This is a genomic window from Myceligenerans halotolerans (assembly GCF_054782975.1).
In genome coordinates this window covers 140,707-166,543 of record NZ_BAAGRL010000021.1, presented here as the reverse complement: position 1 = coordinate 166,543, position 25,837 = coordinate 140,707, and the positions used below count along the sequence as shown (strand labels likewise).

Annotated in this window: 27 protein-coding genes; 18 read left to right on the top strand and 9 right to left on the bottom strand. The window is 71.9% G+C overall.

Annotated features, from left to right (window positions below; genetic code table 11):
- The first annotated feature begins 79 nt into the window (after positions 1–79).
- The 5 genes from ACYVK5_RS14280 to ACYVK5_RS14260 all read left to right on the top strand — a co-directional run bounded on the left by ACYVK5_RS14280 (position 80) and on the right by ACYVK5_RS14260 (position 5,940).
- Entirely contained in the window at positions 80–1,105 is a 1,026-nt protein-coding gene (locus tag ACYVK5_RS14280; RefSeq protein WP_460706060.1) for a threonine ammonia-lyase, read from the top strand.
- Between the two features lie 34 nt (positions 1,106–1,139).
- Positions 1,140–1,763: an L-threonylcarbamoyladenylate synthase gene (locus ACYVK5_RS14275; RefSeq protein ID WP_460706058.1), complete on the top strand. Its 624-nt coding sequence runs from the start codon at positions 1,140–1,142 to the stop codon at positions 1,761–1,763.
- A gap of 29 nt (positions 1,764–1,792) precedes the next feature.
- Positions 1,793–3,247 (top strand): UTP--glucose-1-phosphate uridylyltransferase, encoded by a 1,455-nt coding sequence (locus ACYVK5_RS14270; protein WP_460706056.1) that lies wholly within the window; start codon positions 1,793–1,795, stop codon positions 3,245–3,247.
- A 127-nt stretch (positions 3,248–3,374) separates the two neighbouring features.
- Positions 3,375–3,998 carry a LemA family protein gene (locus tag ACYVK5_RS14265; RefSeq protein WP_460706054.1) on the top strand — a complete coding sequence of 208 codons (624 nt, stop codon included), beginning with the start codon at positions 3,375–3,377 and terminating at the stop codon, positions 3,996–3,998.
- Between the two features lie 7 nt (positions 3,999–4,005).
- Positions 4,006–5,940, top strand: coding sequence for a M48 family metalloprotease (locus ACYVK5_RS14260; RefSeq protein ID WP_460706052.1), 1,935 nt, complete (start codon positions 4,006–4,008; stop codon positions 5,938–5,940).
- A gap of 37 nt (positions 5,941–5,977) precedes the next feature.
- Here the strand turns inward: ACYVK5_RS14260 and ACYVK5_RS14255 are convergent, their stop codons facing one another.
- Positions 5,978–7,822, bottom strand: a complete 1,845-nt coding sequence (locus ACYVK5_RS14255; protein WP_460706050.1) for an HNH endonuclease signature motif containing protein — start codon at positions 7,820–7,822, stop codon at positions 5,978–5,980.
- Positions 7,823–7,996: 174 nt separating this feature from the next.
- On the bottom strand, positions 7,997–8,659 hold the full coding sequence (locus ACYVK5_RS14250; protein ID WP_460706048.1) for an IMPACT family protein: 663 nt from the start codon (positions 8,657–8,659) through the stop codon (positions 7,997–7,999).
- 178 nt (positions 8,660–8,837) lie between these two features.
- On the opposite strand from ACYVK5_RS14250, the gene ACYVK5_RS14245 reads away from it, so the two are divergent.
- Positions 8,838–9,467, top strand: coding sequence for a tyrosine-type recombinase/integrase (locus tag ACYVK5_RS14245; RefSeq protein WP_460706046.1), 630 nt, complete (start codon positions 8,838–8,840; stop codon positions 9,465–9,467).
- Here ACYVK5_RS14245 and ACYVK5_RS14240 read toward each other — a convergent pair.
- From ACYVK5_RS14240 to ACYVK5_RS14220, 5 genes are all read right to left on the bottom strand, one after another.
- Positions 9,464–10,330, bottom strand: coding sequence for an ABC transporter ATP-binding protein (locus ACYVK5_RS14240; protein WP_460706044.1), 867 nt, complete (start codon positions 10,328–10,330; stop codon positions 9,464–9,466). The two genes, ACYVK5_RS14245 and ACYVK5_RS14240, sit on opposite strands and share 4 nt — an antisense overlap.
- Positions 10,320–11,096, bottom strand: a complete 777-nt coding sequence (locus ACYVK5_RS14235; protein WP_460706042.1) for an ABC transporter permease — start codon at positions 11,094–11,096, stop codon at positions 10,320–10,322. The genes ACYVK5_RS14240 and ACYVK5_RS14235 overlap by 11 nt, the downstream gene beginning before the upstream one ends.
- On the bottom strand, positions 11,093–11,947 hold the full coding sequence (locus ACYVK5_RS14230) for an ABC transporter permease (RefSeq protein WP_460706040.1): 855 nt from the start codon (positions 11,945–11,947) through the stop codon (positions 11,093–11,095). Before ACYVK5_RS14230 ends, ACYVK5_RS14235 begins: the two co-directional genes overlap by 4 nt.
- Before the next feature lie 3 nt (positions 11,948–11,950).
- The gene (locus ACYVK5_RS14225) at positions 11,951–12,937 is read right to left on the bottom strand and encodes an ABC transporter substrate-binding protein (RefSeq protein ID WP_460706038.1); all 987 of its coding nucleotides are present in this window, start codon (positions 12,935–12,937) and stop codon (positions 11,951–11,953) included.
- Positions 12,938–13,060: 123 nt separating this feature from the next.
- Positions 13,061–13,501, bottom strand: a complete 441-nt coding sequence (locus ACYVK5_RS14220; protein WP_460706036.1) for a MarR family winged helix-turn-helix transcriptional regulator — start codon at positions 13,499–13,501, stop codon at positions 13,061–13,063.
- Positions 13,502–13,588: 87 nt separating this feature from the next.
- Between ACYVK5_RS14220 and ACYVK5_RS14215 the strand changes: the two genes are divergently transcribed.
- Genes ACYVK5_RS14215 through ACYVK5_RS14205 form a run of 3 tightly spaced genes read left to right on the top strand, consistent with a single transcriptional unit; the run spans position 13,589 to position 16,558 of the window.
- A complete protein-coding gene (locus ACYVK5_RS14215; protein WP_460706034.1) occupies positions 13,589–14,521 on the top strand; it encodes an SDR family NAD(P)-dependent oxidoreductase in 933 nt (310 codons plus the stop codon).
- A complete protein-coding gene (locus tag ACYVK5_RS14210) occupies positions 14,518–14,973 on the top strand; it encodes a MaoC family dehydratase (protein ID WP_460706032.1) in 456 nt (151 codons plus the stop codon). Before ACYVK5_RS14215 ends, ACYVK5_RS14210 begins: the two co-directional genes overlap by 4 nt.
- 52 nt (positions 14,974–15,025) lie before the next feature.
- The gene (locus ACYVK5_RS14205) at positions 15,026–16,558 is read left to right on the top strand and encodes an acyl-CoA synthetase (RefSeq protein WP_460706030.1); all 1,533 of its coding nucleotides are present in this window, start codon (positions 15,026–15,028) and stop codon (positions 16,556–16,558) included.
- Here the strand turns inward: ACYVK5_RS14205 and ACYVK5_RS14200 are convergent.
- Positions 16,545–17,195 carry a GNAT family N-acetyltransferase gene (locus ACYVK5_RS14200; protein ID WP_460706028.1) on the bottom strand — a complete coding sequence of 217 codons (651 nt, stop codon included), beginning with the start codon at positions 17,193–17,195 and terminating at the stop codon, positions 16,545–16,547. The two genes, ACYVK5_RS14205 and ACYVK5_RS14200, sit on opposite strands and share 14 nt — an antisense overlap.
- Before the next feature lie 151 nt (positions 17,196–17,346).
- Between ACYVK5_RS14200 and ectA the strand changes: the two genes are divergently transcribed.
- The 4 genes from ectA to ACYVK5_RS14180 all read left to right on the top strand — a co-directional run bounded on the left by ectA (position 17,347) and on the right by ACYVK5_RS14180 (position 20,648).
- Positions 17,347–17,823: a diaminobutyrate acetyltransferase gene (gene ectA / locus ACYVK5_RS14195; RefSeq protein ID WP_460706026.1), complete on the top strand. Its 477-nt coding sequence runs from the start codon at positions 17,347–17,349 to the stop codon at positions 17,821–17,823.
- 89 nt (positions 17,824–17,912) lie between these two features.
- Positions 17,913–19,187 (top strand): diaminobutyrate--2-oxoglutarate transaminase, encoded by a 1,275-nt coding sequence (gene ectB, locus ACYVK5_RS14190; RefSeq protein WP_460706024.1) that lies wholly within the window; start codon positions 17,913–17,915, stop codon positions 19,185–19,187.
- Positions 19,188–19,260: 73 nt separating this feature from the next.
- Positions 19,261–19,674 (top strand): ectoine synthase, encoded by a 414-nt coding sequence (locus ACYVK5_RS14185; protein WP_460706022.1) that lies wholly within the window; start codon positions 19,261–19,263, stop codon positions 19,672–19,674.
- Between the two features lie 74 nt (positions 19,675–19,748).
- Complete coding sequence (locus ACYVK5_RS14180; protein WP_460706020.1) at positions 19,749–20,648, top strand: phytanoyl-CoA dioxygenase family protein; 900 nt, start codon at positions 19,749–19,751, stop codon at positions 20,646–20,648.
- A 146-nt stretch (positions 20,649–20,794) separates the two neighbouring features.
- Here the strand turns inward: ACYVK5_RS14180 and ACYVK5_RS14175 are convergent, their stop codons facing one another.
- Positions 20,795–22,066: a DUF3866 family protein gene (locus ACYVK5_RS14175; protein WP_460706018.1), complete on the bottom strand. Its 1,272-nt coding sequence runs from the start codon at positions 22,064–22,066 to the stop codon at positions 20,795–20,797.
- Between the two features lie 69 nt (positions 22,067–22,135).
- On the opposite strand from ACYVK5_RS14175, the gene ACYVK5_RS14170 reads away from it, so the two are divergent.
- The 5 genes from ACYVK5_RS14170 to tatC all read left to right on the top strand — a co-directional run bounded on the left by ACYVK5_RS14170 (position 22,136) and on the right by tatC (position 25,820).
- Complete coding sequence (locus ACYVK5_RS14170; RefSeq protein WP_460706016.1) at positions 22,136–23,350, top strand: helix-turn-helix transcriptional regulator; 1,215 nt, start codon at positions 22,136–22,138, stop codon at positions 23,348–23,350.
- The gene (locus ACYVK5_RS14165; RefSeq protein WP_460706014.1) at positions 23,343–24,317 is read left to right on the top strand and encodes a helix-turn-helix transcriptional regulator; all 975 of its coding nucleotides are present in this window, start codon (positions 23,343–23,345) and stop codon (positions 24,315–24,317) included. Before ACYVK5_RS14170 ends, ACYVK5_RS14165 begins: the two co-directional genes overlap by 8 nt.
- 9 nt (positions 24,318–24,326) lie before the next feature.
- Positions 24,327–24,674, top strand: coding sequence for a hypothetical protein (locus ACYVK5_RS14160; protein WP_460706012.1), 348 nt, complete (start codon positions 24,327–24,329; stop codon positions 24,672–24,674).
- A 116-nt stretch (positions 24,675–24,790) separates the two neighbouring features.
- Positions 24,791–25,048 carry a Sec-independent protein translocase subunit TatA gene (gene tatA / locus ACYVK5_RS14155; RefSeq protein ID WP_460706010.1) on the top strand — a complete coding sequence of 86 codons (258 nt, stop codon included), beginning with the start codon at positions 24,791–24,793 and terminating at the stop codon, positions 25,046–25,048.
- Positions 25,049–25,052: 4 nt separating this feature from the next.
- The gene (tatC, locus tag ACYVK5_RS14150) at positions 25,053–25,820 is read left to right on the top strand and encodes a twin-arginine translocase subunit TatC (RefSeq protein ID WP_460706008.1); all 768 of its coding nucleotides are present in this window, start codon (positions 25,053–25,055) and stop codon (positions 25,818–25,820) included.
- The last annotated feature ends 17 nt before the right edge of the window (positions 25,821–25,837 follow it).

The following is a 25,837-nucleotide window of genomic DNA, read 5'->3' as shown; positions in this document are numbered from 1 at the left end:
CCTTGCATCGGTAATTGCTATATGTTTCGACGAAACCTCGTATTGGACCTATGGTTCGTCGGCGGGCACAGTGGAGTCCATGACCGCCGCACCGATCGCCGTGACCGCGCCCCGTCCCGCCTCCGCCCAGGACATCGTGCCCGGGATGCACGACGTGCTCGCCGCGCACGGGCGGATCGAGGACCTCGTGCTGCGCACGCCGGCCACCTCCTACGCCGAGCTCGACGACGCCACCGGCGCGCACGTCGTCGTCAAGCACGAGAACCTGCAGCACACGGGCTCGTTCAAGGTGCGCGGAGCGCTCAACCTCCTGCTGTCCATGGCGCCCGAGGAGCGTGAGCCCGGCGTCGTCGCCTACTCCACCGGGAACCACGCCCAGGCCCAGGCGTACGCCGCGCGCCACACGGGCGTACCGGCCACGATCGTCATGCCGGCCGGGCCGACCCCGCCGAACCCCCTCAAGGAGCGCGCCGTGCGGGCCCTCGGCGCGCGCGTCGAGCTCGCCGGGCAGTCCCTCACGGAGGCCGCCGGCCACGCCGCGGACCTCGCCGCCCGCGACGGCGCCCGGCTGGTGTCCGCCGCGAACGAGCCCCTCCTCATCGCCGGTGTCGCCACCTGCTACCTCGAACTGCTGCAGCAGGCGCCCGGCCTCGACGCGATCGTCGTCCCCGTGGGCGGCGGCTCCGGCGCGGCCGCCGCCTGCCTCGTCGCTGCCGCGATCGCGCCGCACGTCGAGGTCATCGGCGTCCAGTCCGACGCCGCCCCCGCCGCGCACGACTCCTGGCGGTCCGGCGAGCTCGTCCAACGGCCCGCCACCACCCGTGCCGAGGGGCTCGCGACCGGCGCCGGCTTCAGCCTCACCCAGGCCGTCCTGCGCGACCACCTCGCCGACTTCCTGCTCGTGTCCGACGACGAGATCTCCGCCGCCCAGCACCGGTATCTCACGGCGGCGCGCACCGTGGCCGAAGGAGCCGGCGCGGCCGCCCTGGCCGCCGTCGTCCGGTACCGCGAACGCTTCGCCGGGCGCCGCGTCGGCGTCGTCTGCACCGGCGGCAACGCGTCCGACGCCGAGCTCCGCCGGGCCCTCGGGGACCAGCCCCGCTGAGACGGACCGCCCACGCGGGGAGTAGCGTCACCCCATGTCCCGCTACCTCGAGATCCACCCGCGAGACCCGCAGCCGCGCAGCATCGCCCAGGCCGTCGCCACGCTGCGCGACGGCGGCCTCCTGGCCTATCCGACCGACTCCGGCTACGCCCTCGGGGCGTGCACCGGCAGCCACGACGCCATCGGGCGCATCCGCGAGATCCGCCGGCTCGACGCACAGCACCACTACACGCTGGTGTGCGCCGACTTCGCCCAGATGGGCCGGCTCGTCAAGCTCGACAACAACGCGTTCCGCGCCGTCAAGGCCGCCACACCCGGCCCCTACACCTTCATCCTCCCCGCCACCGCCGAGGTGCCGCGGCGCCTCGCCCACCCGCGGAAGAAGACTGTCGGCGTGCGGATCCCGGACCACCGCGTCGTCGCCGCCCTGCTGCGCGAGCTCGGCGAACCCCTGCTGTCCTCCACGCTGATCCTCCCCGGCGAGACCGAGCCCCTGGCGGACGGGTACGTCGTCAAGGAGGCGCTCGACAAGGTCGTCGACGTCGTCCTGGACGACGGCGAGACCGGGGTGGCCGAGCCGACGACGGTGGTCGACTGGTCGGGTGGTTACCCCGAGATCGTCCGCGAGGGGGCCGGGGATCCCGGACGCTTCGCGTGACCCCGCCGGGAGTCGCATAACCTGGCGCCATGAGCGATGCGACCGCACAGCCGCAGGGCCTGCAGCAGGCACGGGACAAGATGACCGAGGCGGGCGTCGCGCCCGCCGCCATCGAGACGTTCACCAGGTTCTACCGGATCCTGACCTCCGGCGAGACCGGCCTCATCCGCGAGGACGACGTCGAGCCGCTCACCGGTATCCCGCGCCACGCCGACCTCGACATCGATCCGGGCGACGCCGCCGAGGCCCTCGGCCGGACGGCGATCTGCAAGCTCAACGGCGGCCTCGGCACCTCCATGGGCATGGACCGCGCCAAGAGTCTCCTGCCGGTCCGCGTCGCGCCGGACGGCAGCGTCCTCAGCTTCCTGGACATCATCGCGGGGCAGATCCGCGCCGCCCGGCGGGCCACCGGCGCACGCCTCCCGCTCATCCTCATGGACTCTTTCCGGACCAGCGACGACACGCTGGCGGCGCTCGGCCGGTACACCGACCTCGCCGTCGACGGCCTTCCGCCGGACTTCCTGCAGAACCGCGAGCCGAAGCTCCTCGCCGACACGCTCGAGCCCGTCCGCTGGGACGCGGACCCCTCGCTCGAGTGGTGCCCGCCCGGCCACGGCGACCTCTACGCCGCGCTGCACGCCAACGGCATCGTCACCGCGTTGCTCGACGCCGGCTTCCGGTACCTGTCGGTCTCCAACTCCGACAACCTGGGCGCCGCCCCCGACGCCGACATCGCCGGCTGGTTCGCCGCCTCCGGCGCCCCCTACGCCGCGGAGATGTGCGCCAAGACCCCCGCCGACGTCAAGGGCGGGCAGCTCGTGCGCCGCCGGTCCGACGGTCGCATCGTGCAGCGCGAGACCGCGCAGACCCACCCCGACGACATGGCGTACGCCCTCGACGCGACCCGCCACCCCTACTTCCACACCAACAACCTCTGGTTCGACCTCGAGGCGCTCGGCGCGGAGCTGGAGCGCACGGGCGGCGTCCTGGAGCTCCCGCTCATCCGCAACGAGAAGACGGTCGACCCGTCGGACGCCTCCTCGCCCGCAGTCGTGCAGATCGAGTCCGCGATGGGCGCCGCCGTGCGCGTCTTCGAGGGGGCGGCCGCCATCGACGTCCCCCGCAGCCGCTTCCTCCCGGTCAAGACGACGAACGACCTGCTGCTGCTCCGCTCGGACGTGTACTCGCTGGATGCGGACTTCCGGCTGAACGCCGCGTTCGACGCCGGGGCCGGCGGATCCGCGCCGCTCGTCGACCTGGACAAGCGCTACTACAAGCTCATCGACGACTTCACCGCCCGGTTCGCGGACGGCGCGCCGTCGCTGACGGCCGCCGAGTCGCTCACGGTCGCCGGCGACTGGACGTTCGGCTCGGGCGTGCGGGCGGTCGGCAAGGCGGCGCTGCCCGAGCCGTCGGAACTCGGCAGCGCGACGGCGGGCCGGGTGCCCGACGGCGCCACGGTGGGACCCGACGGGATCGCCTGACCTCCCTCGACGGCCGGCCCGCACCACCTCGGTGGTGCGGGCCGCACTTTGCGGGACCGCTGTCGGTCTCCTGGTATACGTTGGCCGCGAGCCCGAAACGTGCCGGAGACGAGTGAGAAGAGCGGTCATGGACATCGGAACAATCATCGTGCTGGCGATCGTCATCGTCGTCGTCATCGTGCTGGCGTTGTGGGTGGTCGGGATCTACAACGGCCTCGTCCGGGCCCGCAACGCCTACAAGAACGCCTGGGCCCAGGTCGACGTCCAGGTCAAGCGTCGCCACGACCTCATCCCGAACATCGTCCAGCTCGCCAAGGGGTCGCTCGTCCACGAACGCTCCACCCTCGAAGCCGTCATCGAGGCGCGGTCCCAGGCCGTCAACGCCCAGTCCGCCGCCTCCGCCGCCCCGGGCGATCCTGCCGCGATGCAGGCACTCGCCGAGGGCGAGAACATGCTGACCCAGGCCATGGGCCGGTTCATCGCCCTCACCGAGAGCTACCCGGACCTCAAGGCCAACCAGACGCTGCTGCAGGCGATGGAGGACCTCCGTTCCACCGAGAACAAGGTCGCCTTCGCCCGCCAGGCGTACAACGACGGCGTCATGTTCTACAACAACAAGCGCGAGGTCTTCCCCGCGAGCATCGTCGCCGGCCCGTTCGGCTTCGCCGAGGCGGCGCTCTTCGAGATCGAGGATCCCGCGCAGCGCGAGGCCCCGCAGGTGGACCTCGGACTGCCTGACTACCCCGCCTGAGCACCGGATGAACTTCTTCGAACGGCAACGGCAGGTCCGTCGTGTCTCCGCCCGCCTCGTGCTCCTCTTCGTGCTCGCCGTGGTGGGCACCGTGGCGGTCGTGGACCTCGCGGTCTGGCTCGCCATCGGCGTCGGGTCCCCGGCCGACACCGTCGTGACGTCGCTGGCCGCGGCGAGCATCCTGACGGTCGCGCTCATCGGGCTGTCGTCGCTGTTCAAGTCGGTCTCGCTGCGCAGCGGCGGGGGAGCGCGGGTCGCGGAGTCGCTGGGCGGCACGGCGGTGCCCGCGGACACGCGGGACCCGGACCTGCGGCGGCTGCGCAACGTGGTGGAGGAGATCGCCATCGCCTCCGGCACGCCCGTGCCCGCCCTGTACGTGCTCGAAGGGGAGCGCGGCATCAACGCGTTCGCCGCCGGATGGTCCCCGGCCGACGCGGCGGTCGCGGTGACGCGCGGGTCCCTGGAACGGCTGAACCGTGACGAGCTCCAGGGCGTGATCGCCCACGAGTTCAGCCACGTCGTGAACGGCGACATGCGGCTCAACATCAAGCTGATGGGCCTGCTGTTCGGGCTGCTGGTGCTGTTCGTCGTGGGGCGGGTGCTGACGATGGTGCGCGGCGGCAACCGCAACCCGGTCCCGTTGATCGGCCTGGCGCTGATCATCGCCGGAGCGATCGGGATGGGTGTCGGCCGCCTCATCCAGGCGGCGGTGTCGCGGCAGCGGGAGTACCTGGCCGACGCGACCGCGGTCCAGTACACGCGCCAGACGGCGGGCCTGGCCGGGGCGCTCAAGAAGATCGCCGGGCTGACCGAGAGCTCGGCGATCCGCAACCCCCGGGCCGACGAGGTCGGCCACATGCTGTTCGGCTCCGCGAAGGGGCTCAAGGGGCAGATGCTCGCCACGCACCCGCCGCTGATCGACCGGATCCGCGTGCTGGAGCCGGACACGCGACCCGAGGACCTGGAGCAGCTGCGGCGCCAGTGGGCGAGCAGGCCGCCGTCGGGCGCGGCGGAGGACCGGGCGATGGGGCTGGCCGGGTCGGTGGCGCGGACGGGGTCGCAGGCGTCCGGCGAGGCAGTGTCGCCGGTGGCCGCCGACCCTGCCGCCGTGGTCGCCGCGATCGGGAGCCTCGAGCCGGACGCGCTGGACCGGGCCGGCGGACTGCTCGACCGGATCCCCGAGCACCTGCGGGCGTCCGCGCACGAGACCGAGGGATCGGTGTCGCTGGTGCTCGCGCTGGTCCTGTCGCCGCACCCGGATGTGCGGGCGGCGCAGCTCGCGGCCGTGGCGCGGCACTTCGGTGAGGCCGCTGCCGGCGAGGTGCGGCGGACCGGACAGGCACTGGCCGGGCTGCCTCCCGAGCTGCGTCTGCCTCTCGCAGAGCTGGCGTTCCCGGCGGTCCAGCACCGTACTCCCGAGCAGCAGGACGCCATCATGGCCACGCTGCACGACATGATCGCGGCGGACGGGCGGCTGGACGTCGTCGAGTACTGCCTGTCACGCCTGCTGCACGAACAACTCCACGAGTCGCGCCACCACCGGCCGTCCTGGGCGGGGCAGCGGTACTCGACGGCCGCCGCCAGGAAGGCCACCGCGACGCTGCTCGCGGTCCTCGCTGACGCCGGGGACGGGGACGCGGGACCTGACGGTGCCGGGACGGCGGCGCAAGCGTTCGCCGCCGGGCTCGGGCGGCTCTACGGGGACGGGCGGGCGATCCCCTACGCCCCGCCCGCCGCCGGCGTCGCCGCCCTCGAGAGCGCCTGGGGCGCGCTCGACGGCATGCCCGCCCGGGCCAAGCAGCAGCTCGTCGAGGCGGTCGTCACGGTGATCGGTCACGACGGCCGGATGACGGTGTCCGAGCTCGAACTGCTGCGGACGATCTGCGCGATGCTGCACTGCCCGCTGCCGCCCGTCGCTCAGGCGCCTGGGCGGGTCGCCTGAGCAGTGTGGTCTGGGCCGAGAGCAACCGGTGGGCCGTTCAGAACGGTGGGCCGTGATCGCGGCTTCCGTCCGGAGCGGTGGTGTCCTGTCCTTTTGGCGGTTGGCCCTTCGCTGGTTGGCCTTCCGGAGGTTGAGCGATCGTGAGCCCGTGTGCGCGGCCATAGCGGATGACGGGGTCGACAATCGCGGGTTCGACCGTGCTGGCCGCACCTCTGGGTGCGGTCCAGCGGGTGATCCCGGTGTCGGGATCGCGGGTCACCTGCCAGTGGGCATGCGTTTTCAAGTTGTGGTGTTTTCTGCATAAGAGATGCAGGTTCGTTGCCCTTGTCTGGCCAGGTTCACCGGGCCTGTAGCGGTGATCCTTGTCGAAGGGCTGGATGTGGTCCAGGTCGGTGGCCGACCTGCCGCCAGTGGTGGCGGGCCGGTCGCAGCCGGGGAACCGGCAGGCGCGGTCCCGTGCGCCGATGGCGGCGCGCAGGATGCCGCCGGGGGTGTAGGTGCGGGTCGAGTAGTCAGTCAGGACACCGGTGACGGGGTCGGTCAGCAGGCGCCGCCAGGTGCCGTCGGCGGCGATGCGTGCGGCGTCGTCCGCTGGGACGGGGCCGATGCCGTCCAGGATGCCCGGGGTCATGTCCTCGGGGTCCAGGAGCATGGTGGCCGGGACGGTGACGTGGACCGTCGCCGGGACATCGATCACGCGCAGGCGGGTGCCCTCCGTGGTGCCGGTCAGATGCACGCCGTCCGGGTCGTGGGGAACGGGGACGAGGTCCGTGTCGAGAACCGGTGGTGTCAGGCCGGGCGGTTCGACACGTGCGTTCTCGCCGGGGTTCTCATCCGGGTCGTTTCCCGGCTCGTCGTCGGGCTCGTCGTCGGGGCAGGGCAGGACGAGGCGTCCGGTCACCAGGGCGGTGAACGCGGCGGCGCGCAGTGCACCCAGAGATCGTGTCTCGCCCGGGGTGTCCTTGAGGGCCTTGGCCGCGGCCTGGACGGCGTTGAACGTCAGGGCGGCGTCGGTGACCGGCAGGTCCGCGATGATGCGTCCGCGGCCGGAACCCGCCGGTTCGGCCCACACGTTGCACCTGTCGGTGATGTCGCGGCGGCGAGCCTTCCTCCCGTGGAGCTCGCCCGCGCGGGCGTTCATCCGTTCGCTGATCCACTTCCACGTCCGCCGCGGCGCGTCCGGCAACAGGTCGTCGATGGCCTGGCCACGCTCGGCGGGGGTCAGGTCGGTACCGGCACGCAGGAACGTGTCGGTCTTCTTCGCGTCGATCCGCCCCGCCGCGAGTGCGTCGGCCAGCTGCGGGTACAGCCCGGTGCCCTCGCCCCGCATTGCGATCTGCCAGGCCTCGTCCGTGGTCACGTGCAGCTCGCCGCTGATCTCCCCGGCCACCGAGTCCCGTGACAGCGGGTGGTCGGTGCGGGCCATGAGCTCACGGGCCACGTCGGCCTGGCCGGCCCGGGCCCAGGAGATCAGCCGTTCCCAGCCCGCTACCACGCGGCGCAGCTCGTCGTCGCCCAGGCGGTCCAGCCGGTCGGGTCGGGTCAGGTCGCGCAGTGCGGCGGCCTGAATCGCATCCGGCGCCGGCCCGGTCACCTCGTCCAGGAGGAGATCGACCGGGTCGACAAGCTCGCCCGGCAGGCCGTCCGGTCCGATCCGCTCCCACAGCGCGGCCTCGGCGGCGATCTGCGGGTCGTCCATCGGGTTGGTCGCCAGGATCGCCGCGAGCTCAGCCTCGGTATGATCCGGTGGCAGGATCGGCAAACCGTGTGCGTCCACGACCTCCACATCCTCGAACGCATCGCCGTCGAACGCGTCCGGCGGGTACGACTCGAGGTGACCAGGGGCGCGCGCCGCGCCGTCGTCGAACATCGGACCTTGCATCAGTACGCACCCCCTGCTTCGTGTGGGCGACCTACCGCCTGGCGGTCGATCTCTAGATCAAGTTCACGTGTTCGATCCTATGGCTCCCGGGTTCGTTCTGCTACCGGACCACTCGATCTGTGGATAACTCCCACCGCGCGGAGGCGCGACACGGAGGGGCGCGACGCGCGAAAGCTACGCCGGCACGTCCACCACGCGGCTGTCGCCGACCTCGCACGTCAGCGTTCCCGACGTCGCCGCGGCGAGGTCCGCCCGCAGCGCGGCCAGTCGCGCGGCCGGGACGAGCAGGTGCAGGCGTGCGACGTCGTCGTACACGGGATCGCCGACGATGCTGCCGTGCGAGCCCGCCCAGTCGCGCAGCAGGTTGTCGATCCGTCCGGCGTCCGCGTGCGGGACCGGCACCTCGACCTCGTGCAGGATCTCGCGCCGCAGCATCGCGCCCGACCCCGCGGCGAGGTCCAGCGCCTGCGAGACCGCACCCGAGTACGCGCGCACCAGCCCGCCCGCGCCGAGCTTCACGCCGCCGAAGTAGCGGGTCACCACGGCGACGACGTCGGACACGTGACGGTGCTTGAGCACCTCCAGCATCGGGACGCCGGCGGTGCCCGAGGGCTCGCCGTCGTCGGAGGAGCGTGCCTGATCCGCCCGTACCCCGAGGACCATCGCCACGCAGTGGTGCCGCGCGTCCCAGAGTTCCTTCCGGATCCGTGCGACGACGACGTCCGCCGCCGCGCTGTCCGCGACCGGCTCCAGGCGGGCCAGGAACCGCGACTTCTTGATCACCAGCTCGTGGTCGACCGGCCGGGCCAGGGTGCGGGGGAGGGCGGGCTCGGTCACGGCGACGAGCCTACGCGAAGGGGCATCCGGAGTGGTCGGCGCCAGCGCCTCGGGTTACCTGCGGCGGGCTGCGCGACGTCGGACGGGGAGGCCCTGCCCGAGCGCAGGCCGCCGCAGCGCCGGCGAGCATCCCGCGAGTACCCTGGAATTAATAGTGTGCCAAGCGTAGAATCACGCCATGGACAGTCAGGACGCCACCCGACCTTCAACTTCCACGAAAACCGGAAGGCCCGCGGCCGAGGAGCCCCGGTACCCTCGTCCGCCGGTCACGCTCGAGGAGGCCGAGTGGGTGTGGCGCGAGCTGGCGTCGGAGGCGGTGCGCCCGGACGCGAAGCCGGAGACGGCGCGGCTCGCCGTGATCACGGGGCTGGTGCGGGCGACCGGCGCGCGCTACGGCGATCTGCTGCGGATGCGCGTGGAGGACCTCGACCTGGGCCCCGGCACGGCGCGCGCCGGCGAGGGCGCCGCGACCGTGCGGCACGGCAAGCACCGTGTGCCGCGCAGGCACCGGCTGCCTGCGGATCTGGTGGTCCTGCTCAGGCACTGGATGTCGGTGCGCGAGGAGCTGGCGGTGGAGCTGGAGGGTTCGACTCCCCGGGCGCTGCTGCTCACCGTGCACCACACGCACGACAACGGCACCACGGTCACGAGTGGCCTGCCGATCACGCGGCAGGGCCTGGTGCTGTCGTGGCGGCGTTTCGTGCACCGGACCAACGCGAAGTACGGCGCGACGCGCACTCCGCTCCCGACCCGGTTCGAGCAGGTCCGCCGCGCCTGGACCGAAGCGGGTGCGGGGGAGGAGGGCTAGTTTCCCGCGTCGGCCGATCCGGGCCGGTATCCGCGCTTCGCCAGCTGGATCTGCTCGTAGACGTGGTGCCGCAGCTCCGTGAACCGCGGCAGGGCGCGGGTCTCGAGCTGGTCGCGCTGGTCGGGCAGGTCGACCACGAGGTCCTCCTGGATCACGGTCGGTGACGACGACAGGATGATCACGCGTGTGCCGAGGTAGACGGACTCGTCGATGTCGTGGGTCACGAACAGGATCGTGACGCCCAGGCGTTCGCGGACCGAGCGCACCAGGTCCTCCAGGTCCGCGCGGGTCTGGGCGTCGACGGCGGCGAAGGGCTCGTCCATGAGCAGCACCTCGGGCTGGTACGCGATCGCGCGGGCGATCGCGACGCGCTGCTGCATGCCCCCGGAGAGCTGCCACGGGTACGCGCGGGGCACGTGGGCCAGCCCCACGCTGTCCAGCGCCTCGGCGACCAGGTCCGCGCGGCGGGCGGCGGGCACCCCGGCGTTGCGCAGCGGGAGGCCGACGTTGTCGGCGACGCGCAGCCACGGGAACAGCGACCGGCCGTACTCCTGGAAGACGACGGCCATCTTCTTCGGCGGGCCGGTGACGGGCCTGCCGTCCAGCAGGACGTCGCCGCTCGTGGGCCGCAGCAGGCCCGCGATGCACTTGAGTAGCGTCGTCTTCCCGGACCCGGACGGCCCGACGAGGCAGGTCAGCTCGTTCCGGCCGAGGTCGAAGGTCAGGTCGCGGACCGCCTCGACGGCGTCGCCGCCGGTCTCGTACACCTTCCGCAGGCCGCGGACGGACAGCAGCGTCTGTTCGGGTGGGAGCGTGCGTCCGCGGTGCACGACGGCGGAGTCGTGGGCGTCCTCAGGAGGCATCGTCGAGTTCCTTCAATCCGTAGTACCAGTGGAGGACGCGGCGCTCGACCAGCTTGAAGGCGATCGAGACCGCGATGCCGATCAGTCCCAGCACGAGGATGCCCGACCACATCTCGGGCACGGCGAAGCGGCGCTGGAACTGGATGATGGAGAAGCCCAGGCCCGACGACGAGAAGAACATCTCGCTGATCACCATGAGCACGATCCCGATGGGCAGGGCCTGGCGCACCCCGGCGAGGATCTGCGGTGCGGCGGCCGGCAGGATCTGGTACCGCACCCGGTTGAACCCGTGGATCCCGTAGGAGCGGCTGGTCTCGGTCTGGACGGCGTCGACGGCCCGCACGCCCTCGACGGTGTTGAGCAGCACGGGCCAGATCGCCCCCGCGACGATGACCGCGATCTTCATGCTGTCGCTGACGCCGATCACGAGGCCGAACACCGGGATGAGCACCGGCGGCGGGATCGCGCGGAAGAACTCGAAGACCGGTTCGCAGAAGGCGCGCAGGCCGCTGTTCAGGCCCGTGACGAGGCCGACGAGGATGCCCAGGACGATCGCCGCGCCGGTGCCGGCCGCGAACCGGGCGAGGCTCGGCAGCACGTCGGTGACCAGGCGGTCGCCGGCCCAGGTGACGACGAGCTCGGAGACGAGTTCCGCGGGCTTCGGCACGAAGATGCTCGTGGTGTCCCGGGTGACGAGCCACCAGGTCGCCACGAGGACGACGGGCAGGCCGAGGGCGTAGGCGAGCGAGACGAGTGTCCGCTTCATGAGGCGTCCCCCCGGACGGACTGGTGCCATGACAGCAGGCGACGTTCGGCGGCCCGCACGCCGAGGTTGATCAGGACGCCGAGCAGGCCGGTGGCGAGAACGAGGGCGTAGGTGGAGGCGTACAGCCCGGCGTCCTTGGCGAGTGCGATCTGGTTGCCGAGCCCGGGCGTGCCGATCACGAGCTCGGCCGTGACGGCCAGGATGAGGGCGACGGCGGACGCGAGCCGGACGCCGGTCATCAGGAACGGCAGAGCCGTCGGCAGCACGACGTCGCGGACGCGCTGCAAGGGCGTGAACCCGTAGCTGCGCGCGGTGCTCATCGCGACGGAGTCGACGTCGGCCACGCCGTACAGCACCTGGACGAAGATCTGCCAGAACGCCCCGTAGACGATGATCAGGAGGCTCTGCTGCAAGGGCTCGGCCAGGAGCAGGACGGCGAGCGGGATGAGGCCGACGGACGGGATCGGCCGGAGGAACTCGACCGTCGACCGGGTGGTGCGCTGCAGGAACGGCCACAGGCCGGCGGCGGTCGCCAGCGGCACGGCGAGCAGCAGCGCGAGGAGCATGCCCAGGGCCCAGGAGGTGACGGTCCGGCCGACCGCCTCCCAGAAGCCGGTGAGGGTGGCGTTGACCGCGAGTGCGACGAGGACGTCGGTGGCGGGTGGGAGGTAGGCGGGGTCGACGACGGCGGTGCGTGAGGCCGTCTCCCAGGCGGCGAGGAAGGTCAGGACGCCTGCGGCGCCGAGCAGGGGGTGGCGTAGTGGCCGCCGCGTGGACGGTCGCCGGGGGCGGTCGCGGGTGCGGCGCTCCTGGGTGGAGGGCGGTGCGGGGGGTGACGTCGTGGGGTTCACGAGTCAGTCGAGGATGATCGTGTCGAGGTCGGGCTGGTTCTCGACGAACTCGAACTGCGTGGCGAGGGTGCCGAGGTCGGTGAGGACCTGGGGGTCGAGGTCGGCGGAGAGCCGTTCGAGGCGCAGGTTGGCGGCCGCGTCCTCGGGCATGCCGGTGAACTCGGCGATGGTGGTGGCGAATCCGTCGTGGTCGGCGGTGGCGGCGTCGAGCACCTCGGTGACGGCTTCGCGCCAGGTGGTCACGAGTTCGGGGTTCTCGTCGGCGAGGCTGCCGGAGGTGAAGGTGACCATGGTGGGGAGACCGGGGAGGGTGTTCTGGTTGGGATATCCGAGGACGCTGTACTTGTCGGGGTCGGCGACGGCGGCGGAGAGGAAGGGTTCGGGGATCCAGACGGCGTCGACGTTCTCGCTGTCGAGTTGTGCGAGGGCGTCGGGGAAGGCGACCTCGAGGAATTCGACGGCGCCGGGGTCGCCGCCGTCGGCCTGGACGGAGCCCATGATGGTGAGGTCGCCCTGGCCGTTGACGGTGTTGACGGCGACCTTCTTGCCGGCGAGGTCCTGCCAGGTGGTGATGTCGTCGCCGGCGCGGGTGACGATGGCGTTGATGTCGTCGCCGTCGGCGAGGGAGGCCGAGTAGCCGGAGGCGATGCGCATGTCGACGCCTTCGCCGGCGGCGATGAGTACCGACAGGGGATTGCCGACGCCGAAGTCGATCTGGCCGGTGGAGACGGCAGGGAGCATCGCGGCGCCGCCTTGGGCGGCCTGGACGGACACGTCGAGTCCGTGCTCGGCGAAGATGCCCTCGTCGATGCCGTACTGGATGGCGGCGGAGGGGGTGATGGTCAGGAGGCCGACGGTGACGGGCGTGAGGTCGTCGTCGGCGGGTTCGGAGGTGGTGGTGCTGCCGCTGGGTGATCCGGTGGTGCATGCGGCGAGGAGCAGGGTGGACGCGGCGAGGGCGGCCAGGGGGAGGGCTCGGGTGGGGGGCATGCTCAGCGACTCCTTTGTGACTGAGGGGGGCCGCGGGTGCGGCGGTCCTCAGTGAAGCAGCAAGTCGTTGAGGGTGTCAATCGTTGCGAATGTCATCGTCCTCGCCAGGGGCGCCCGCGCCCCTCACGCGGGAAACGCCAGGCGGCGCAGCAGGTCGCGCAGGACCTGGCGTTCCGCCTCGCCGAGGGGGGCGAGGAGCTCGCGCTCGGCCTCGCCGGCCGCCGCGAGCGCCGCGGTGTGGATGCGGCGGCCTTCGTCGGTGGCGGCGACGACTTTGGCGCGTCGGTCGCGGGGGTCGGGTTCGCGGGTGACGAGGCCGCGTCGTTGGAGGTCGTCGACGAGGGCGACGACTTGGCTGGGGTCGAGGCGGAGGAGGTCGGCGATGCCTCGTTGGGAGTGTCGTTCGTCGGTGGCGGCGAGGGCGAGGACGGAGTAGGAGCGGACGCGGAGGCCGAGGTCGGCGAGTGCGGCGTGTGCGGATGCGAGGGAGTTCGCGTTTGCCCGCGCCAGGAGGAAGGCGGTGTTGCTTGTCAGGGGTGGCGCGGTGTGCAGCTCGCTGGTCATGTCTCGACTGTACAAGATGGACGCCGTCAATTATTGACATTCTCAAGTACATGCGCTGGGATGGGCACCGATCGAAGGAGACTATCCATGACGCTGAACGGCAAGGTTGCCATCGTCACCGGGTCGGGCCGTGGGCTCGGTCTGGCCTACGCGGCGGAGCTCGCGCGGCGCGGTGCGTCGGTCGTCGTGAACGACGTCGAGGAGGCCGCGGCCGCCGAGGCGGTCGAGGCGATCCGGGGTGCGGGCGGGGCCGCTACCGCCGTCGTGGCGCCGGTGGGTCCGGCGCGGACCGCGCGGGACCTGGTGGACGCGGCGTTCGACACGTACGGCAGGCTCGACGTGCTGGTCACGAACGCGGGTGTCCTGCGGGACACGGTGCTGTGGAAGATGAGCGACGACGACTTCGACGCCGTGGTCGACGTGCATCTGCGGGGCACGTTCACGTGTGTGCGCGAGGCGGCGACCCGCATGCGGGAGCAGGGTGCCGGCGGGCGGATCGTGTGCATCGGCTCGCCGACCGGGCAGCGCGGCAATTTCGGCCAGACGAACTATGCCGCCGCGAAGGCCGGCATCGTGGGCATGGTGCGTACCTGGGCGCTGGAGCTGAGGAAGGCGGAGATCGCCGTGAACACGGTGATCCCGGTCGCCGCCACCGCGATGACCGCGACCGTGCCCTACTTCGCGGCCGCCGTCGAGGCCGAGGAGCAGGGGCGGGCGATGCCTGACTTCTTCCGGCACGACCTGGGCTTCGGCACCGCGGACGACGTCGCGGGGCTGATCGCGTTCCTCGCGTCCGACGCCGCGGCCGGGATCACCGGCCAGGCGATCGGCATCGGCGGGGACCGCCTGCAGCTGTGGAGCCACCCGGAGCCGGTGGCGACGGCCTACCGTGAGGGGGGCTGGACCTACGAGGCGCTGCTCGCCTCGTTCGACGGTGAGATCGGGCCGCTGCAGTCGGTCGGCGAGTCGTTCCCGCCGCTGCCCGCGGAGCTGCGCCCCGACGCGAAGGAGCTGTCATGACGCTGACCGTGCCGTACGACGAGCTGCCTGCCCTCGAGGGGCGCGATCTGGGCTGGACCGGGTGGGCGGAGGTGAGCCAGGAGCGGGTGGACACGTTCGCGGACGCGGTGGACGATCATCAGTGGATCCACACCGACCCGGTGCGGGCCGCGGAGGGGCCGTTCGGCGGGCCGATCGCGCATGGCTTCCTGACCCTGTCGCTGGCGACGCGGTTCTGGAGCGAGCTGCTGGAGCCGCGGGACGTGACCACCCGGGTGAACTACGGGCTGGACAAGGTGCGGTTCGTCTCGCCGGTGCCGGCCGGGGCGCGGGTGCGCATGAACGCCGTCGTGGCCGAGGTGAGCGAGGTCAAGGGCGACGGCTACCAGCTCACGGTCGACCAGACGTTCGAGATCGAGGGTGCGGCCCGGCCCGCCGTCGTGGCTCGTTCCCTCTACCGGTTCTACCGCTGACCCCCGGTGCCGGGCTATCCTCCGGCACACCTCGACGACGAGGAGAGTCACGATGTACCAGCTCGGTATCGGCGGCTGGCCCGCCCGGCGCCGCCTGCGGGACCCGGACAAGCCCGCGCTGATCTGCGGCGACGAGGTGCTGACGTACGGCGCCCTGGCGGACGGCGTCGAACGTCTCGCCGCGGCCTTGTCCCACCGCGGCATCGGCCCGGGCGACGCCGTGGCCTACGTGGGCGAGAACAGTCCCGTCCTGCTGCAGTCCCTGTTCGCGGTCACGCGGCTCGGGGCGGCCTTCGTGCCGGTCAACACGCGACTCGCGACCGTCGAGATCGAGCACGTCCTGACCGACAGCGGCGCCCGGATCGTGCTCCACGACGCCCGGCTCACCGACCGGGTCGCCCCGGCCGCACGCGCCGTCGCCGCGGACCGGATCCTCTCCGACGACGACGGCGAGGACGGATCCCGGCCGGGACTGCGCGCCATCGCGGCCACCGGCCCGGCCGGAACCGTCCCGGACCCCGCACCGGTCACGCACGACGACCCGGCGGTGGTCATGTACACCTCCGGCACGACCGGCAAGGCGAAGGGAGCCGTCCTCACGCACGGCAACCTCACCTGGGTCTCGGTCAACTGCGTCGTCGACTACGACGTCGTCTCCACCGACGTGCTCCTGCTCACCTCCCCGCTGTTCCACGCCGCCGCCCTGGGCATGGGAGCCCTGCCGGTCATCCTCAAGGGCGGCACGATCGTCCTCGAGCGAGGGTTCGACGCCGGCCGCGCCCTGGACCTCATCGAGCGGCACCGCGTCACGATGCTCAGCGGGGTACCCACGACGTACCAGCTCATGGCCGACCACCCCGCCTGGCCACGGACCGACCTGTCCACCCTGGAGAAGCTGACCTGCGGCGGGTCCGCCGTCCCGACACGCATCCTGGACGCGTACGAGGCCCGCGGGCTGGCGTTCTCCCAGGGGTACGGGATGACCGAGACCTCGCCCGGGGCCACGAGCCTGGCCCCGGACCGCACCCGCGACAAGCGTGGCAGCGTCGGCCTGCCGCACTTCTTCATGGACGTGCGCATCTCCGACGGCGCCGGCGGCACCGCGCCACCCGGCGTCGTCGGAGAGATCGAGATCGCCGGCCCCAACGTCTTCCCCGGCTACCTCGGCCTGCCCGCCGCCACGGCCGCGGCGTTCACCGGCGACGGCTGGTACCGCTCCGGCGACCTCGGGTACCAGGACCAGGACGGCTACCTCTACGTCGCGGACCGGCTCAAGGACATGATCATCTCCGGCGGGGAGAACATCTACCCGGCCGAGGTGGAGGACCTCGTCGCCGGCATCGACGGCGTCACCGGCGTCGCCGTCATCGGCGTACCCGACGAACGATGGGGCGAGGTGCCCTGGGCCGTCGTGACCGTGCACGACGACGCCGAACTGACCACCGAACAGGTCCGCACCCTCCTCGACGGCCGCATCGCCCGCTACAAGCTCCCCCAGCGCGTCGTCGTGGTCGACGACATCCCGCGCACCGCCTCGGGCAAGGCCCGCAAAGCCGACCTGCGCGCCCGCTTCACCGGGAACTGATCCCCAGCAGCGGCGCGTCCGGCCGGTGGGACGGAAGCTCCCGGAACCCGTACGCGTCGTAGAACGCACGCGCACCCGCGTTGGCAGGATCCATCCCCAGATGCACCCCCGGGACACCACGCTCCGCGAGCGCCGCGCGCAGCGTGTCCAGCAGCCGGCGGCCCAGGCCCTGCCGCTGCCCCTCGGGCAGCAGGTCGATGTGCAGGTGCGCGGGATGGTCGGCGAGTTCTTGCGGGGTGATGCCGCGCAGCATGCGGTGCGGGTCGCCGCCGTCGCGCACGAGCGCCTCCTCGCTGTAGCGGTAGGCACGCCCCATCGGGCCGGGTCGCGGGTGGCGGGCGCGGAAGCCCGGGGCCCACGCGCGCGCGTACCAGTCGACGAACGCTCTCGTGTCGGCCACGGCGAGGATGTAGCCGATGGCGCGGCCTTCGGCGTCGTCCACCACCCAGGCGAGGTCGGGAGCGTAGGTGACGTACGGGAGGCAGTACACGTCGGGCATGAGGAGGTCGTCCGAGTAGATGCCGCGGGCGTCCTGCCCGCCGGCGGCCGTGCGGACGCAGATCCCGGTGACGGGATCCCGGTCATTGGGCTGGTAGGGCCGGATTGTTGATCCGCTGCCGCGGTGGTTGGCGATCACAGGGGAACAATAACGATTCGAGGGGTGGGCTTGCCCACATCTTGTTGCCGAATTGTGACGGCAACATGACACTGTCAATAAAGTCCGTTACGGTTGATGGGCGATGCAGCCCTCCGACGAAGACCATAACGAAGCACGGACCAGTCAGGACGTGGGACTGAAGGAACCCACCGTCGATGACGGATCCGCCATGTGGCGGATCGCCAGGGATTCCCAGACGCTCGACCTCAATTCGTCCTACGCCTATGTGCTGTGGGCCCGTGATTTCGCCGCCACGTCGGTGATCGCGACGGTCGGCGGACAGCCGGCCGGATTTCTCACCGGCTACGTCCGCCCGGACGAGCCCGCCACGCTGATGGTGTGGCAGGTCGCGGTCGACGCCGCGTTCCGTGGCCGTCGGCTGGCCGCCAGGATGCTCGACCACGTGGTCTCGCGTGTGCCGCGGTGCACGTACGTGGAGACCACCATCACCGCGGACAACGCGGCGTCGATCGCCCTGTTCACCTCGTTCGCGCAGGCGCGTGGCGCCGGCGTGGAACGCACCCCCCTCTTCACCGAGAAGATCCTCGGAGGAGGGCACGACACGGAGCACCTGTTCCGTATCGGCCCGGTCGCCACGGCGGCCTGACAACCATCCTCGATCCATCCACGAGACCGACCGCCGGCCGCCGAACGGCGCAGCCCGCGGTGACAACCATGCCCGGGAGCAGATACCCCATGTCCCAGACCACCATCTTCGACGAGCTCGAATCGCAGGTCCGCAGCTACTGCAGGAACTGGCCGGTCGTGCTCGCGACCGCGGAGGGATCCACGGTCACGACGGAGGACGGGAGGGAGTACCTCGACTTCTTCGCCGGAGCCGGCGTGATGAACTACGGGCACAACCACCCCGAGCTCACCGAGCCGCTGATCGACTACCTGCGCTCCGGCGCGATCGTCCACTCCCTCGACATGCACACGAAAGCCAAGCGGGAGTTCCTCACCAGCTTCCGGGACCACGTCCTCGAGCCGCGGGGCCTGGACTACAAGGTCATGTTCCCCGGCCCGACCGGCACCAACTCCGTGGAGAGCGCGCTGAAGCTCGCCCGCAAGGTGACCGGACGCCAGCACATCCTGTCGTTCACCAACGCGTTCCACGGCATGACGCTCGGCGCGCTGTCGGTGACCGGTAACTCCATGAAGCGCCAGGGCGCCGGCCTGCCGCTGACGAACACCTCGAAGATCCCGTACGACAACTACTTCTCGGGTGCCGTCGAGGACTTCCTGTGGCTCGAGCGCGTCCTGGAGGACAGCGGCTCCGGCGTCGACCTGCCGGCCGCGATCATCGTGGAGACCGTCCAGGGCGAGGGCGGCCTGAACGCCGCCCGCCCCGAGTGGCTGCGCGCGCTGGCCGACCTGTGCAAGGCGCACGAGATCCTGCTGATCGTCGATGACGTGCAGGCGGGCGTCGGGCGCACCGGCACCTACTTCAGCTTCGAGGAGGCCGGCATCACCCCGGACATCGTGTGCCTGTCCAAGGCGCTGTCCGGCTACGGCCTGCCGATGGCCCTCACCCTGGTCCGCCCCGAGCTGGACCAGTGGGAGGCGGGCGAGCACAACGGCACGTTCCGCGGCCACAACCCCGCGTTCGTGACCGGCGCGGCCGCGCTGAAGACGTTCTGGGCCGACGACACCTTCGAGAAGCAGGTCCAGGAGCGCGCCGGGGAACTGCGCGACGGCCTGCAGAAGATCGCCGACGGCTACCAGGACGCCGTCGTCAAGGGCCGCGGCATGCTCACCGGGATCGAGTTCCCCGACAAGGAGGCCGCCGGGAAGATCGCCGCGGCCGCGTTCCGGCGCGGGCTGCTGGTGGAGACGTCCGGCCCCGAGAGCGAGGTCCTCAAGACCATGCCGCCGCTGACCATCACCTCCCAGGAGGTGCGGCGCGGCCTGGACATCATCGCCGACGCCGCCACCGAGGTCCTCGGCGCCCCCCAGGCCGCCGCAGCCTGACCCCCCAGTTCCACCCCCACCCGGCGGGGCCACCAGGCCCCGCCGCCCCAACGAGGAAACGAGTGCACACGCCGTGAAGATCACCTACGTCGAGGACCTCGACGGCACCGACCGCGACGTCACCCCCGCGAACGGCAACTGGCGCAGCCGCCGCATCGTCCTGGCCAAGGAAGGCGTCGGCTTCTCCTTCCACGAGACCATCCTGTACGCCGGCACCGAGAGCGACTTCTGGTACGCCAACCACATCGAGTCGGTGTACTGCGTCGGCGGCGAGGGCGAGCTCGTCAACCGCGAGACCGGGGAGATCCACCCGATCCGTGACGGCATGTGCTACCTGCTCGACGGCAACGAGAAGCACACGGTCCGCGCCAAGACCGACCTGCGCATGGCGTGCGTGTTCAACCCGCCGGTCACCGGTCGCGAGGTCCACGACGAGAACGGCGTCTACCCCCTGATCGTGGAGGACGAACCGACGCCCGGCGCCTGAGACGTGCCGGGCTCCGGGAAGCACCGCGAGCACGGCGAGCACTGGCCCGATCCCAGTCCAGGAGGAATACGCACATGACCCAGTCGAGCGAGAAAGTCGCTGACGTCTATCCCACGCGAACGGGGGGTGAGTTCCTCCTGATGCCGCGGGAAGACTTCGTCGTGCACGGCACGGCCGACGACGGCCCGCTGGACGGCGTCGAGCTGGAGAGCTTCGCCGAGAACGGGTACCTCACCTTCGACGAGTTCCTCACCCCCGCGGAGGTCGCCGAACTCGGCGGCGAGTTCGACCGCATGTCCGGCGACGCGCAGATCCTCGCGCAGGACAGCACCATCATGGAACCGGCCCGCGAGGAGGTGCGCTCGATCTTCGGCGTGCACCGCACCAGCGACGTGTTCCGCGACGTCGCGCACGACCCCCGCCTCGTGGACCGCGCCCGCCAGATCCTCGGCACGGACGTGTACATCCACCAGAGCGGGGCGAACTCCAAACCCGGCCTCACCGGCGGCGACGTGTACTGGCACTCGGACTTCGAGACCTGGCACGCCGAGGACGGGATGCCCCGCATGCGCGCGGTGAGCTTCACGATCGCGCTCAGCGAGTTCCACTCGTTCAACAGCCCGCTGATGATCATGCCCGGCTCGCACACGACCTACGTGTCCTGCGGCGACATCGTGCCCACCCAGGAGGAGAAGGCGCTCCTGGACATGCACGGGTCCGGCACGCCGAGCCCCGCCGCCCTGGCCCAGCTCGCCGACCGGCACGGTATCGAGGTGCTGGAGGGCGAACCGGGCAGCGCCGTGCTGTTCGACTGCAACAGCCTGCACGGGTCCGGCGGCAACATCTCGCCCTACCCGAGTACGACGCTCTACTTCGTGTACAACTCCGTCGAGAACGAGCCCGTCGAGCCGTTCACGGGCAAGGCCCGCCGGCCGGAGTTCCTCGGCGCCCGGGACTTCACCCCCGTTCCCTGACCGGCCCGCAGACTGGCCGACGCAGCCACGGCGCCGCCCGGCGATCCCCGATCGCCGGGCGGCGCCGCCGTCCCGTCAGCCGGCCGTCCCGTCAGCCCTCACGCGGCAGGGCCGCGCCAGCAGAACGGTTGCGATCAGCGGCCGCCTCATACGGCCGCGGGCACCATCAGCCGCTGGGCGTGGACGCCGGCGACCGCGGCCGCCACGAACGACGCCGGATCCTCGTCCAGAACCCGGCCCATCGTGCGCAGACCGGCAGGAGACGTGCGCAGCACCGCCACCAGCGCGTCGTCGGCCACCACGTCCACGAGACGATGCCGCGTCATCCCGGCCCCGCCCCCGCCCGCCGGCTCGCCGCCCGCCGGTTCGGCGGCATCGCGCCCGAGCGCGGCCACCTGCGCCCGGATCCGCCCGGTCAGGTCCGCACCCCATCCCGGCATCCCCTCCACCCCCGGCGACGGGACCGGGACGGGCACGTCGGCCGCCGCGAGCGCCACGTGTCCGTAGGCGGTCAGGGAGTGGTGGGAGACGCCGCGGTGGCGGGTGCGGGGGTCGGCGCCGGAGACGCGCAGGGAGGCGACGGGGCGGCCGTGCAGTGCGGCGGTGGCGTTGACGGCTTCGCCGGCGGCGACGCCGGAGTAGCCCCAGCGGGTGCCGGTGCCGAGGTTTCCGGGGCCTTGGACGACGACGGCGATGTCGGCGTGGGTGACGTGGTGTGCGGCGAGGAGGCCGGTGTGGACGGTGACGGATTCGAGGTCGCCGCCGTAGGCCTGGCCGGCGGTGATGCAGGTGTCGAGCCATTGGGCTTCGCGCAGGGCGGCGACGGTGCGGGAGAAGGCGGCGGGCAGGGCGCCGCCGTCGGTCATGACGTAGGCGATGCGGGGTGGGGGCCGGTGGGCGAGGGCGGCGGCGTGGCGGGTGCCGGCGATGATGGCGGGCAGGGCGGAGTGGAGGTCGGCGACGACGACGGGCATGCCGCGGACGGTGTCGGCGTCGCGGAGGGTGTCGTGGTGGGGTGATTCTTGTTCGTCGACGCCGAGGACGAGGGTCTGCAGGGGGGTGTAGCGGGCCTTGACGAGATGGCCGGGGCCGGGTGGCGGGTCGGCGGGCAGGTCGGTGAGGGGTTCGCCGAGGCGGCTGGCGGGGCCGACGACGAGGGCGTATCCGCCGGTGCCGAGGCCGCGGGCGAGGGCGGAGACGTTGACGAGGAGGGCGTCTCCGGGTTCGGGGTTGCCGACGAGGTGGGTGTAGGCGAGGGCGCGGACCTGGTGGACGGGGCTGCCGGGTTCGGTCTCGGGGGTGCCGGGGGTGTCGTCGGGGGTCGCGGTCAGGGGCCGGTCGAGGAGGATGGTGAGTTCGGTGGCGCCGCGCCACCGCTTGCCTGTGGACAGAACGGTGCCGATGCGCCACGTGATCACGGATCCGAGGCTACCGTTGTGCCGATGCCCGCTTCGACCGCCGCCTCTGTGAATGCCGTGACTGCTGACGTGACTCCTTCGCTGAATCCTGCCGAACGCATGCTGAACCTGGTGATCGCCCTGGTGAACACCGATGTGGCGATGACCCGTACCCAGGTGCGTGCCGCCGTGGCGGGGTATGCGGACGCGTCGAGTGATGATGCGTTCTTCCGGATGTTCGAGCGGGACAAGGACACGTTGCGGTCCCTGGGTATCCCGGTGTCCACGGTGGGGCTGGGGGGTCATACGGACGAGGTCGGGTACCGGATCGATCAGGACGCGTATGCGCTGGGGCAGATCGATCTGACGCCGGCGGAGCTGGGGGTGCTGTCGCTGGCGGCGCAGTTCTGGGCGGACAAGACGTTGCGGACGGACATGGCGCGGGCGCTGGTGAAGCTGCGTGCGGCGGGTGCGCCGCTGGACGGCGGCGGGGGCTCGTCGGCGGGGGCGGGGGATGTGCTGGCGGGGCTGGCGCCGCGGGTGCGGGCCGTGGGGGAGGCGTACGGGCCGCTGCTGGAGGGGGTGTCGCAGCGGCGGGTGGCGTCCTTCCGGTACCGGGCGGCGTCGGACGGTCAGGTGCGTACGCGCAGGGTGTGGCCGTGGCGGATCGCGGCGCGGGGTGGTGGCTGGTATCTGCTGTGTCACGACCTGGAGCGGGATGCGCCGCGGGTGTTCCGGTTGTCGCGGATCGAGGGGCGGGTGCGGCTGTCGGGTCCGCCGGGTGCGTTCGAGGTGCCGCCCGGTCTGGACACGGACCGGATGCTGGGCCGCTCGGGCCGGGAGGTGCCGATGCGTACGGCGTTGCTGGCGATCCGTCCGGAGCGTGCGGCGGAGCTGCGCACGCGTGGCAAGCAGGTCGACGAGCCGCTGGGCGCGGTCGCCGCGTCGGGCGGGGCGGGGCGGGGCGTACCGTCACCCGGCGGCGTGCCGGACGGCGGGCGCCCGGGCGGGGTTGCGGACCTCGCGCGGGACGATCCTCGGGATCTCGTGGAGGTGCCGTTCCGCAGCATCTACGGCATGGGTGCGCACCTGGCCGGGTACGGTGCCGCCGTGCTGGTGCTGGATCCGCCGGAACTGCGCGAGGAGGTGCTGCGCCGGCTGCGGCTGGCGGCCGGGACCGTCGTCGGGCACGAGACGTCCGGTGACCGGGCGGGCCCCGAGGGGGCCGGCCCGGACCCGGGCGGCGTGGCCCGGCCGGTGGAGCGGGACGAACGGACGATCGGTGAAGGAGGCGGGCGTGGCTGAGCGCGCGGACGACCGGCTGGTGCGGCTGCTGGGCCTGGTCGCCTACCTCGACGGGGCCGGGCCGGTGCCGGTCACGGAGCTGGCGGCACGGTTCGGCGTCAGTCCCGCGCAGATCCACGCCGACGTGGACGCGCTGTGGGTCTCGGGCACGCCGGGCTACTGGCCGGACGACCTGATCGACTTCGACGCGCAGTCGATCGAATCAGGGGTGGTGCGGCTCACGGAGTCGCGCGGCATGACCCGTCCGCTGCGGCTGGGACCGAGCGAGGCCGTGGCGCTGGTCGCGGCGCTGCGCGCGATGCGGGAGCTGGACGCGGTGGCCACGGACCCGGCACAGTCCGAGCTCGTGGAGTCCGCGCTGGCGAAACTGACCGACGCGACCGGGGAGGCGGCCGACGCGCTGGACGTGCGGCTCGCCGCGGGCGGTGACCCGCAGGTCGTGGCCACCCTCACGGCCGCGCTGCGCGCCCGGCGGCGCCTGCGGATCCGGTACGTGTCCGGCGCGGACGCCACCAGTGAGCGGGAGATCGACCCGGTGCGGCTGCACACCACCGGAGACCACTCCTACCTGGCGTCCTGGTGCTACCGCGCCGGCGGGCCGCGCACCTTCCGCGTGGACCGCGTCCTCGCGGCCACGGTCCTGGACGCGCCGGTGGCCGAGCATCCCGACGTGGGCGAGGTCGACCTGTCGGGCGTGTCCGCGGCCGAGGCGCCGCTGGCCACGCTCGTGCTGGCGTCCTCGGCGCGCTGGTTCGCCGAGGAGGTGCCCGTCGAGACCGTCACCAACCTGCCCGGCGGGGACTTCGAGGTCACCCTGCACGTCACCAACCCCGACTGGCTGCGCCGCATCCTGCTGGAGATCCCCTCCCAGGTGCGGTCGGTCCGGCCGGCGGAACTCGCCGCCGACGTGCGCGCCGCGGCCCGCGACGCCCTGGCCGCCTACGACACCGCCGGCCTGGGAGCATAGGGTTCCGTCATGTCCGTCTGGTTCTGGGTGACCTTGTGGGCGGTCCTGGTGGCCGCGACCATCATCGGCGCGGTCCTGCTGGGACGGTGGCTGTGGCGGTCGTTCCACGCCCTGATGAGCGAGCTCGACCGCGCCGAGGAACGGCACGGCCCCGCCATGATCCGGCTCGACGCCGCCCTGAACGCGGCGGAGCCGTCGCCCGACGGCGAACCGCACCGGCCGAGCATGTTCTCCGACGACCTGACCACCCACTACGCCCGCCTGGCAACTCTGCGCGAGGCCCGCACCGCCCGCCGGGCCGCCCGCCGCGCCCGTCACGTGCAGACGTGGGAACGGTGGCGGCACTTCAACGACTGACTCCGCGGGGTTACCGCTCGCTGCCCGTTCGTGCGTAGGATCGGCCTTATCAGTCCGTTCGGTGCCGGCGCGCGTCCGGCTCCGGCGCACGCACGTCCTACGAACAAGGAGTCACCATGGGCGCCCTACAGCCGTGGCACTGGATCGTCCTGATCGCCGTCATCCTGCTGCTGTTCGGGTCGACGCGGCTGCCGGGCCTGGCCAAGAGCGTCGGCCAGTCGATGAAGATCTTCAAGCGCGAGATCAACGAGCTGCGCTCGGACGACGACGGCGACACCAAGACGGACCCCGACACCCGGGACGACGCGAGGAAGAACGAGACCACCGCCACCAATGGCGGGGCCTCGAAGGGCGACGACGCCCCCAAGGCCTGAACCGGTGGCACGAACCACGCGCGCGGCCGACGGCCGCATGCCGCTGATCGACCATCTCAAGGAACTGCGCAAACGTATCGTCCTGGTCGCGCTCGGCCTCGTGGTCGGCGCGGTCGCGGGCTGGCTGCTGTACGACCCGCTGCTGCAGGCCCTGCAGCAGCCGCTCGTGGTCGCCGAGGAGATGCGCGGCAACGAGATGACGCTGAACTTCGCGGGCCCCATGGCGGCGCTCGACCTGAAGATCAAGTCCTCCCTGTTCCTCGCCGTGTTCCTCACCTGCCCCTGGTGGCTGTACCAGCTGTGGGCGTTCATCACCCCCGGACTGACCAGCAAGGAGAAGCGGTACGCCTACGTCTTCGTCGGCGCCGCCATCCCGCTGTTCCTCGGCGGCGCCCTCATGGCCTGGTTCGTGTTCCCGCACGCCATCCAGATCCTGTCCGGCTTCCTGCCCGAGGAAGCCACCGGCTTCACCAACGCCCAGGAATACCTGTCCCTCGTGATGCGGCTCCTGATCGCGTTCGGACTGGCGTTCCTGTCCCCGGTGGTGCTCACCGCCCTCAACCTCACCGGCGTGCTCCCGGCCGCCTCCATGGCCAAGGGCTGGCGCTGGGCTGTGCTCGTCGCGTTCACCTTCGCGGCCGTCATGACCCCCACGCCCGACCCCTGGACCATGATCCTCGTCGCCCTGCCCATCTGCCTGCTCTACTTCGTGGCACTCGGCATCGCGTGGCTGCACGACAGGCGCCAGGAGAAGAAGCTCGCAGACCTGTGACCCGCCCCCGGCCGGGA

Coding starts and splice junctions, on each gene's coding strand:
- tatA (WP_460706010.1), top strand. CDS start 24,791: ATGGGCGCCCTACAGCCGTGGCACTGGATCGTCCTGATCGCCGTCATC.
- ACYVK5_RS14260 (WP_460706052.1), top strand. CDS start 4,006: ATGAACTTCTTCGAACGGCAACGGCAGGTCCGTCGTGTCTCCGCCCGC.
- ACYVK5_RS14180 (WP_460706020.1), top strand. CDS start 19,749: ATGACCCAGTCGAGCGAGAAAGTCGCTGACGTCTATCCCACGCGAACG.
- ACYVK5_RS14220 (WP_460706036.1), bottom strand. CDS start 13,501: ATGACCAGCGAGCTGCACACCGCGCCACCCCTGACAAGCAACACCGCC.
- ACYVK5_RS14270 (WP_460706056.1), top strand. CDS start 1,793: ATGAGCGATGCGACCGCACAGCCGCAGGGCCTGCAGCAGGCACGGGAC.
- ACYVK5_RS14225 (WP_460706038.1), bottom strand. CDS start 12,937: ATGCCCCCCACCCGAGCCCTCCCCCTGGCCGCCCTCGCCGCGTCCACC.
- ACYVK5_RS14205 (WP_460706030.1), top strand. CDS start 15,026: ATGTACCAGCTCGGTATCGGCGGCTGGCCCGCCCGGCGCCGCCTGCGG.
- ACYVK5_RS14275 (WP_460706058.1), top strand. CDS start 1,140: ATGTCCCGCTACCTCGAGATCCACCCGCGAGACCCGCAGCCGCGCAGC.
- ACYVK5_RS14245 (WP_460706046.1), top strand. CDS start 8,838: ATGGACAGTCAGGACGCCACCCGACCTTCAACTTCCACGAAAACCGGA.
- ACYVK5_RS14240 (WP_460706044.1), bottom strand. CDS start 10,330: ATGCCTCCTGAGGACGCCCACGACTCCGCCGTCGTGCACCGCGGACGC.
- ACYVK5_RS14215 (WP_460706034.1), top strand. CDS start 13,589: ATGACGCTGAACGGCAAGGTTGCCATCGTCACCGGGTCGGGCCGTGGG.
- ACYVK5_RS14160 (WP_460706012.1), top strand. CDS start 24,327: ATGTCCGTCTGGTTCTGGGTGACCTTGTGGGCGGTCCTGGTGGCCGCG.
- ACYVK5_RS14235 (WP_460706042.1), bottom strand. CDS start 11,096: ATGAAGCGGACACTCGTCTCGCTCGCCTACGCCCTCGGCCTGCCCGTC.
- ACYVK5_RS14265 (WP_460706054.1), top strand. CDS start 3,375: ATGGACATCGGAACAATCATCGTGCTGGCGATCGTCATCGTCGTCGTC.
- ACYVK5_RS14255 (WP_460706050.1), bottom strand. CDS start 7,822: ATGCAAGGTCCGATGTTCGACGACGGCGCGGCGCGCGCCCCTGGTCAC.
- ACYVK5_RS14210 (WP_460706032.1), top strand. CDS start 14,518: ATGACGCTGACCGTGCCGTACGACGAGCTGCCTGCCCTCGAGGGGCGC.
- ectB (WP_460706024.1), top strand. CDS start 17,913: ATGTCCCAGACCACCATCTTCGACGAGCTCGAATCGCAGGTCCGCAGC.
- ACYVK5_RS14280 (WP_460706060.1), top strand. CDS start 80: ATGACCGCCGCACCGATCGCCGTGACCGCGCCCCGTCCCGCCTCCGCC.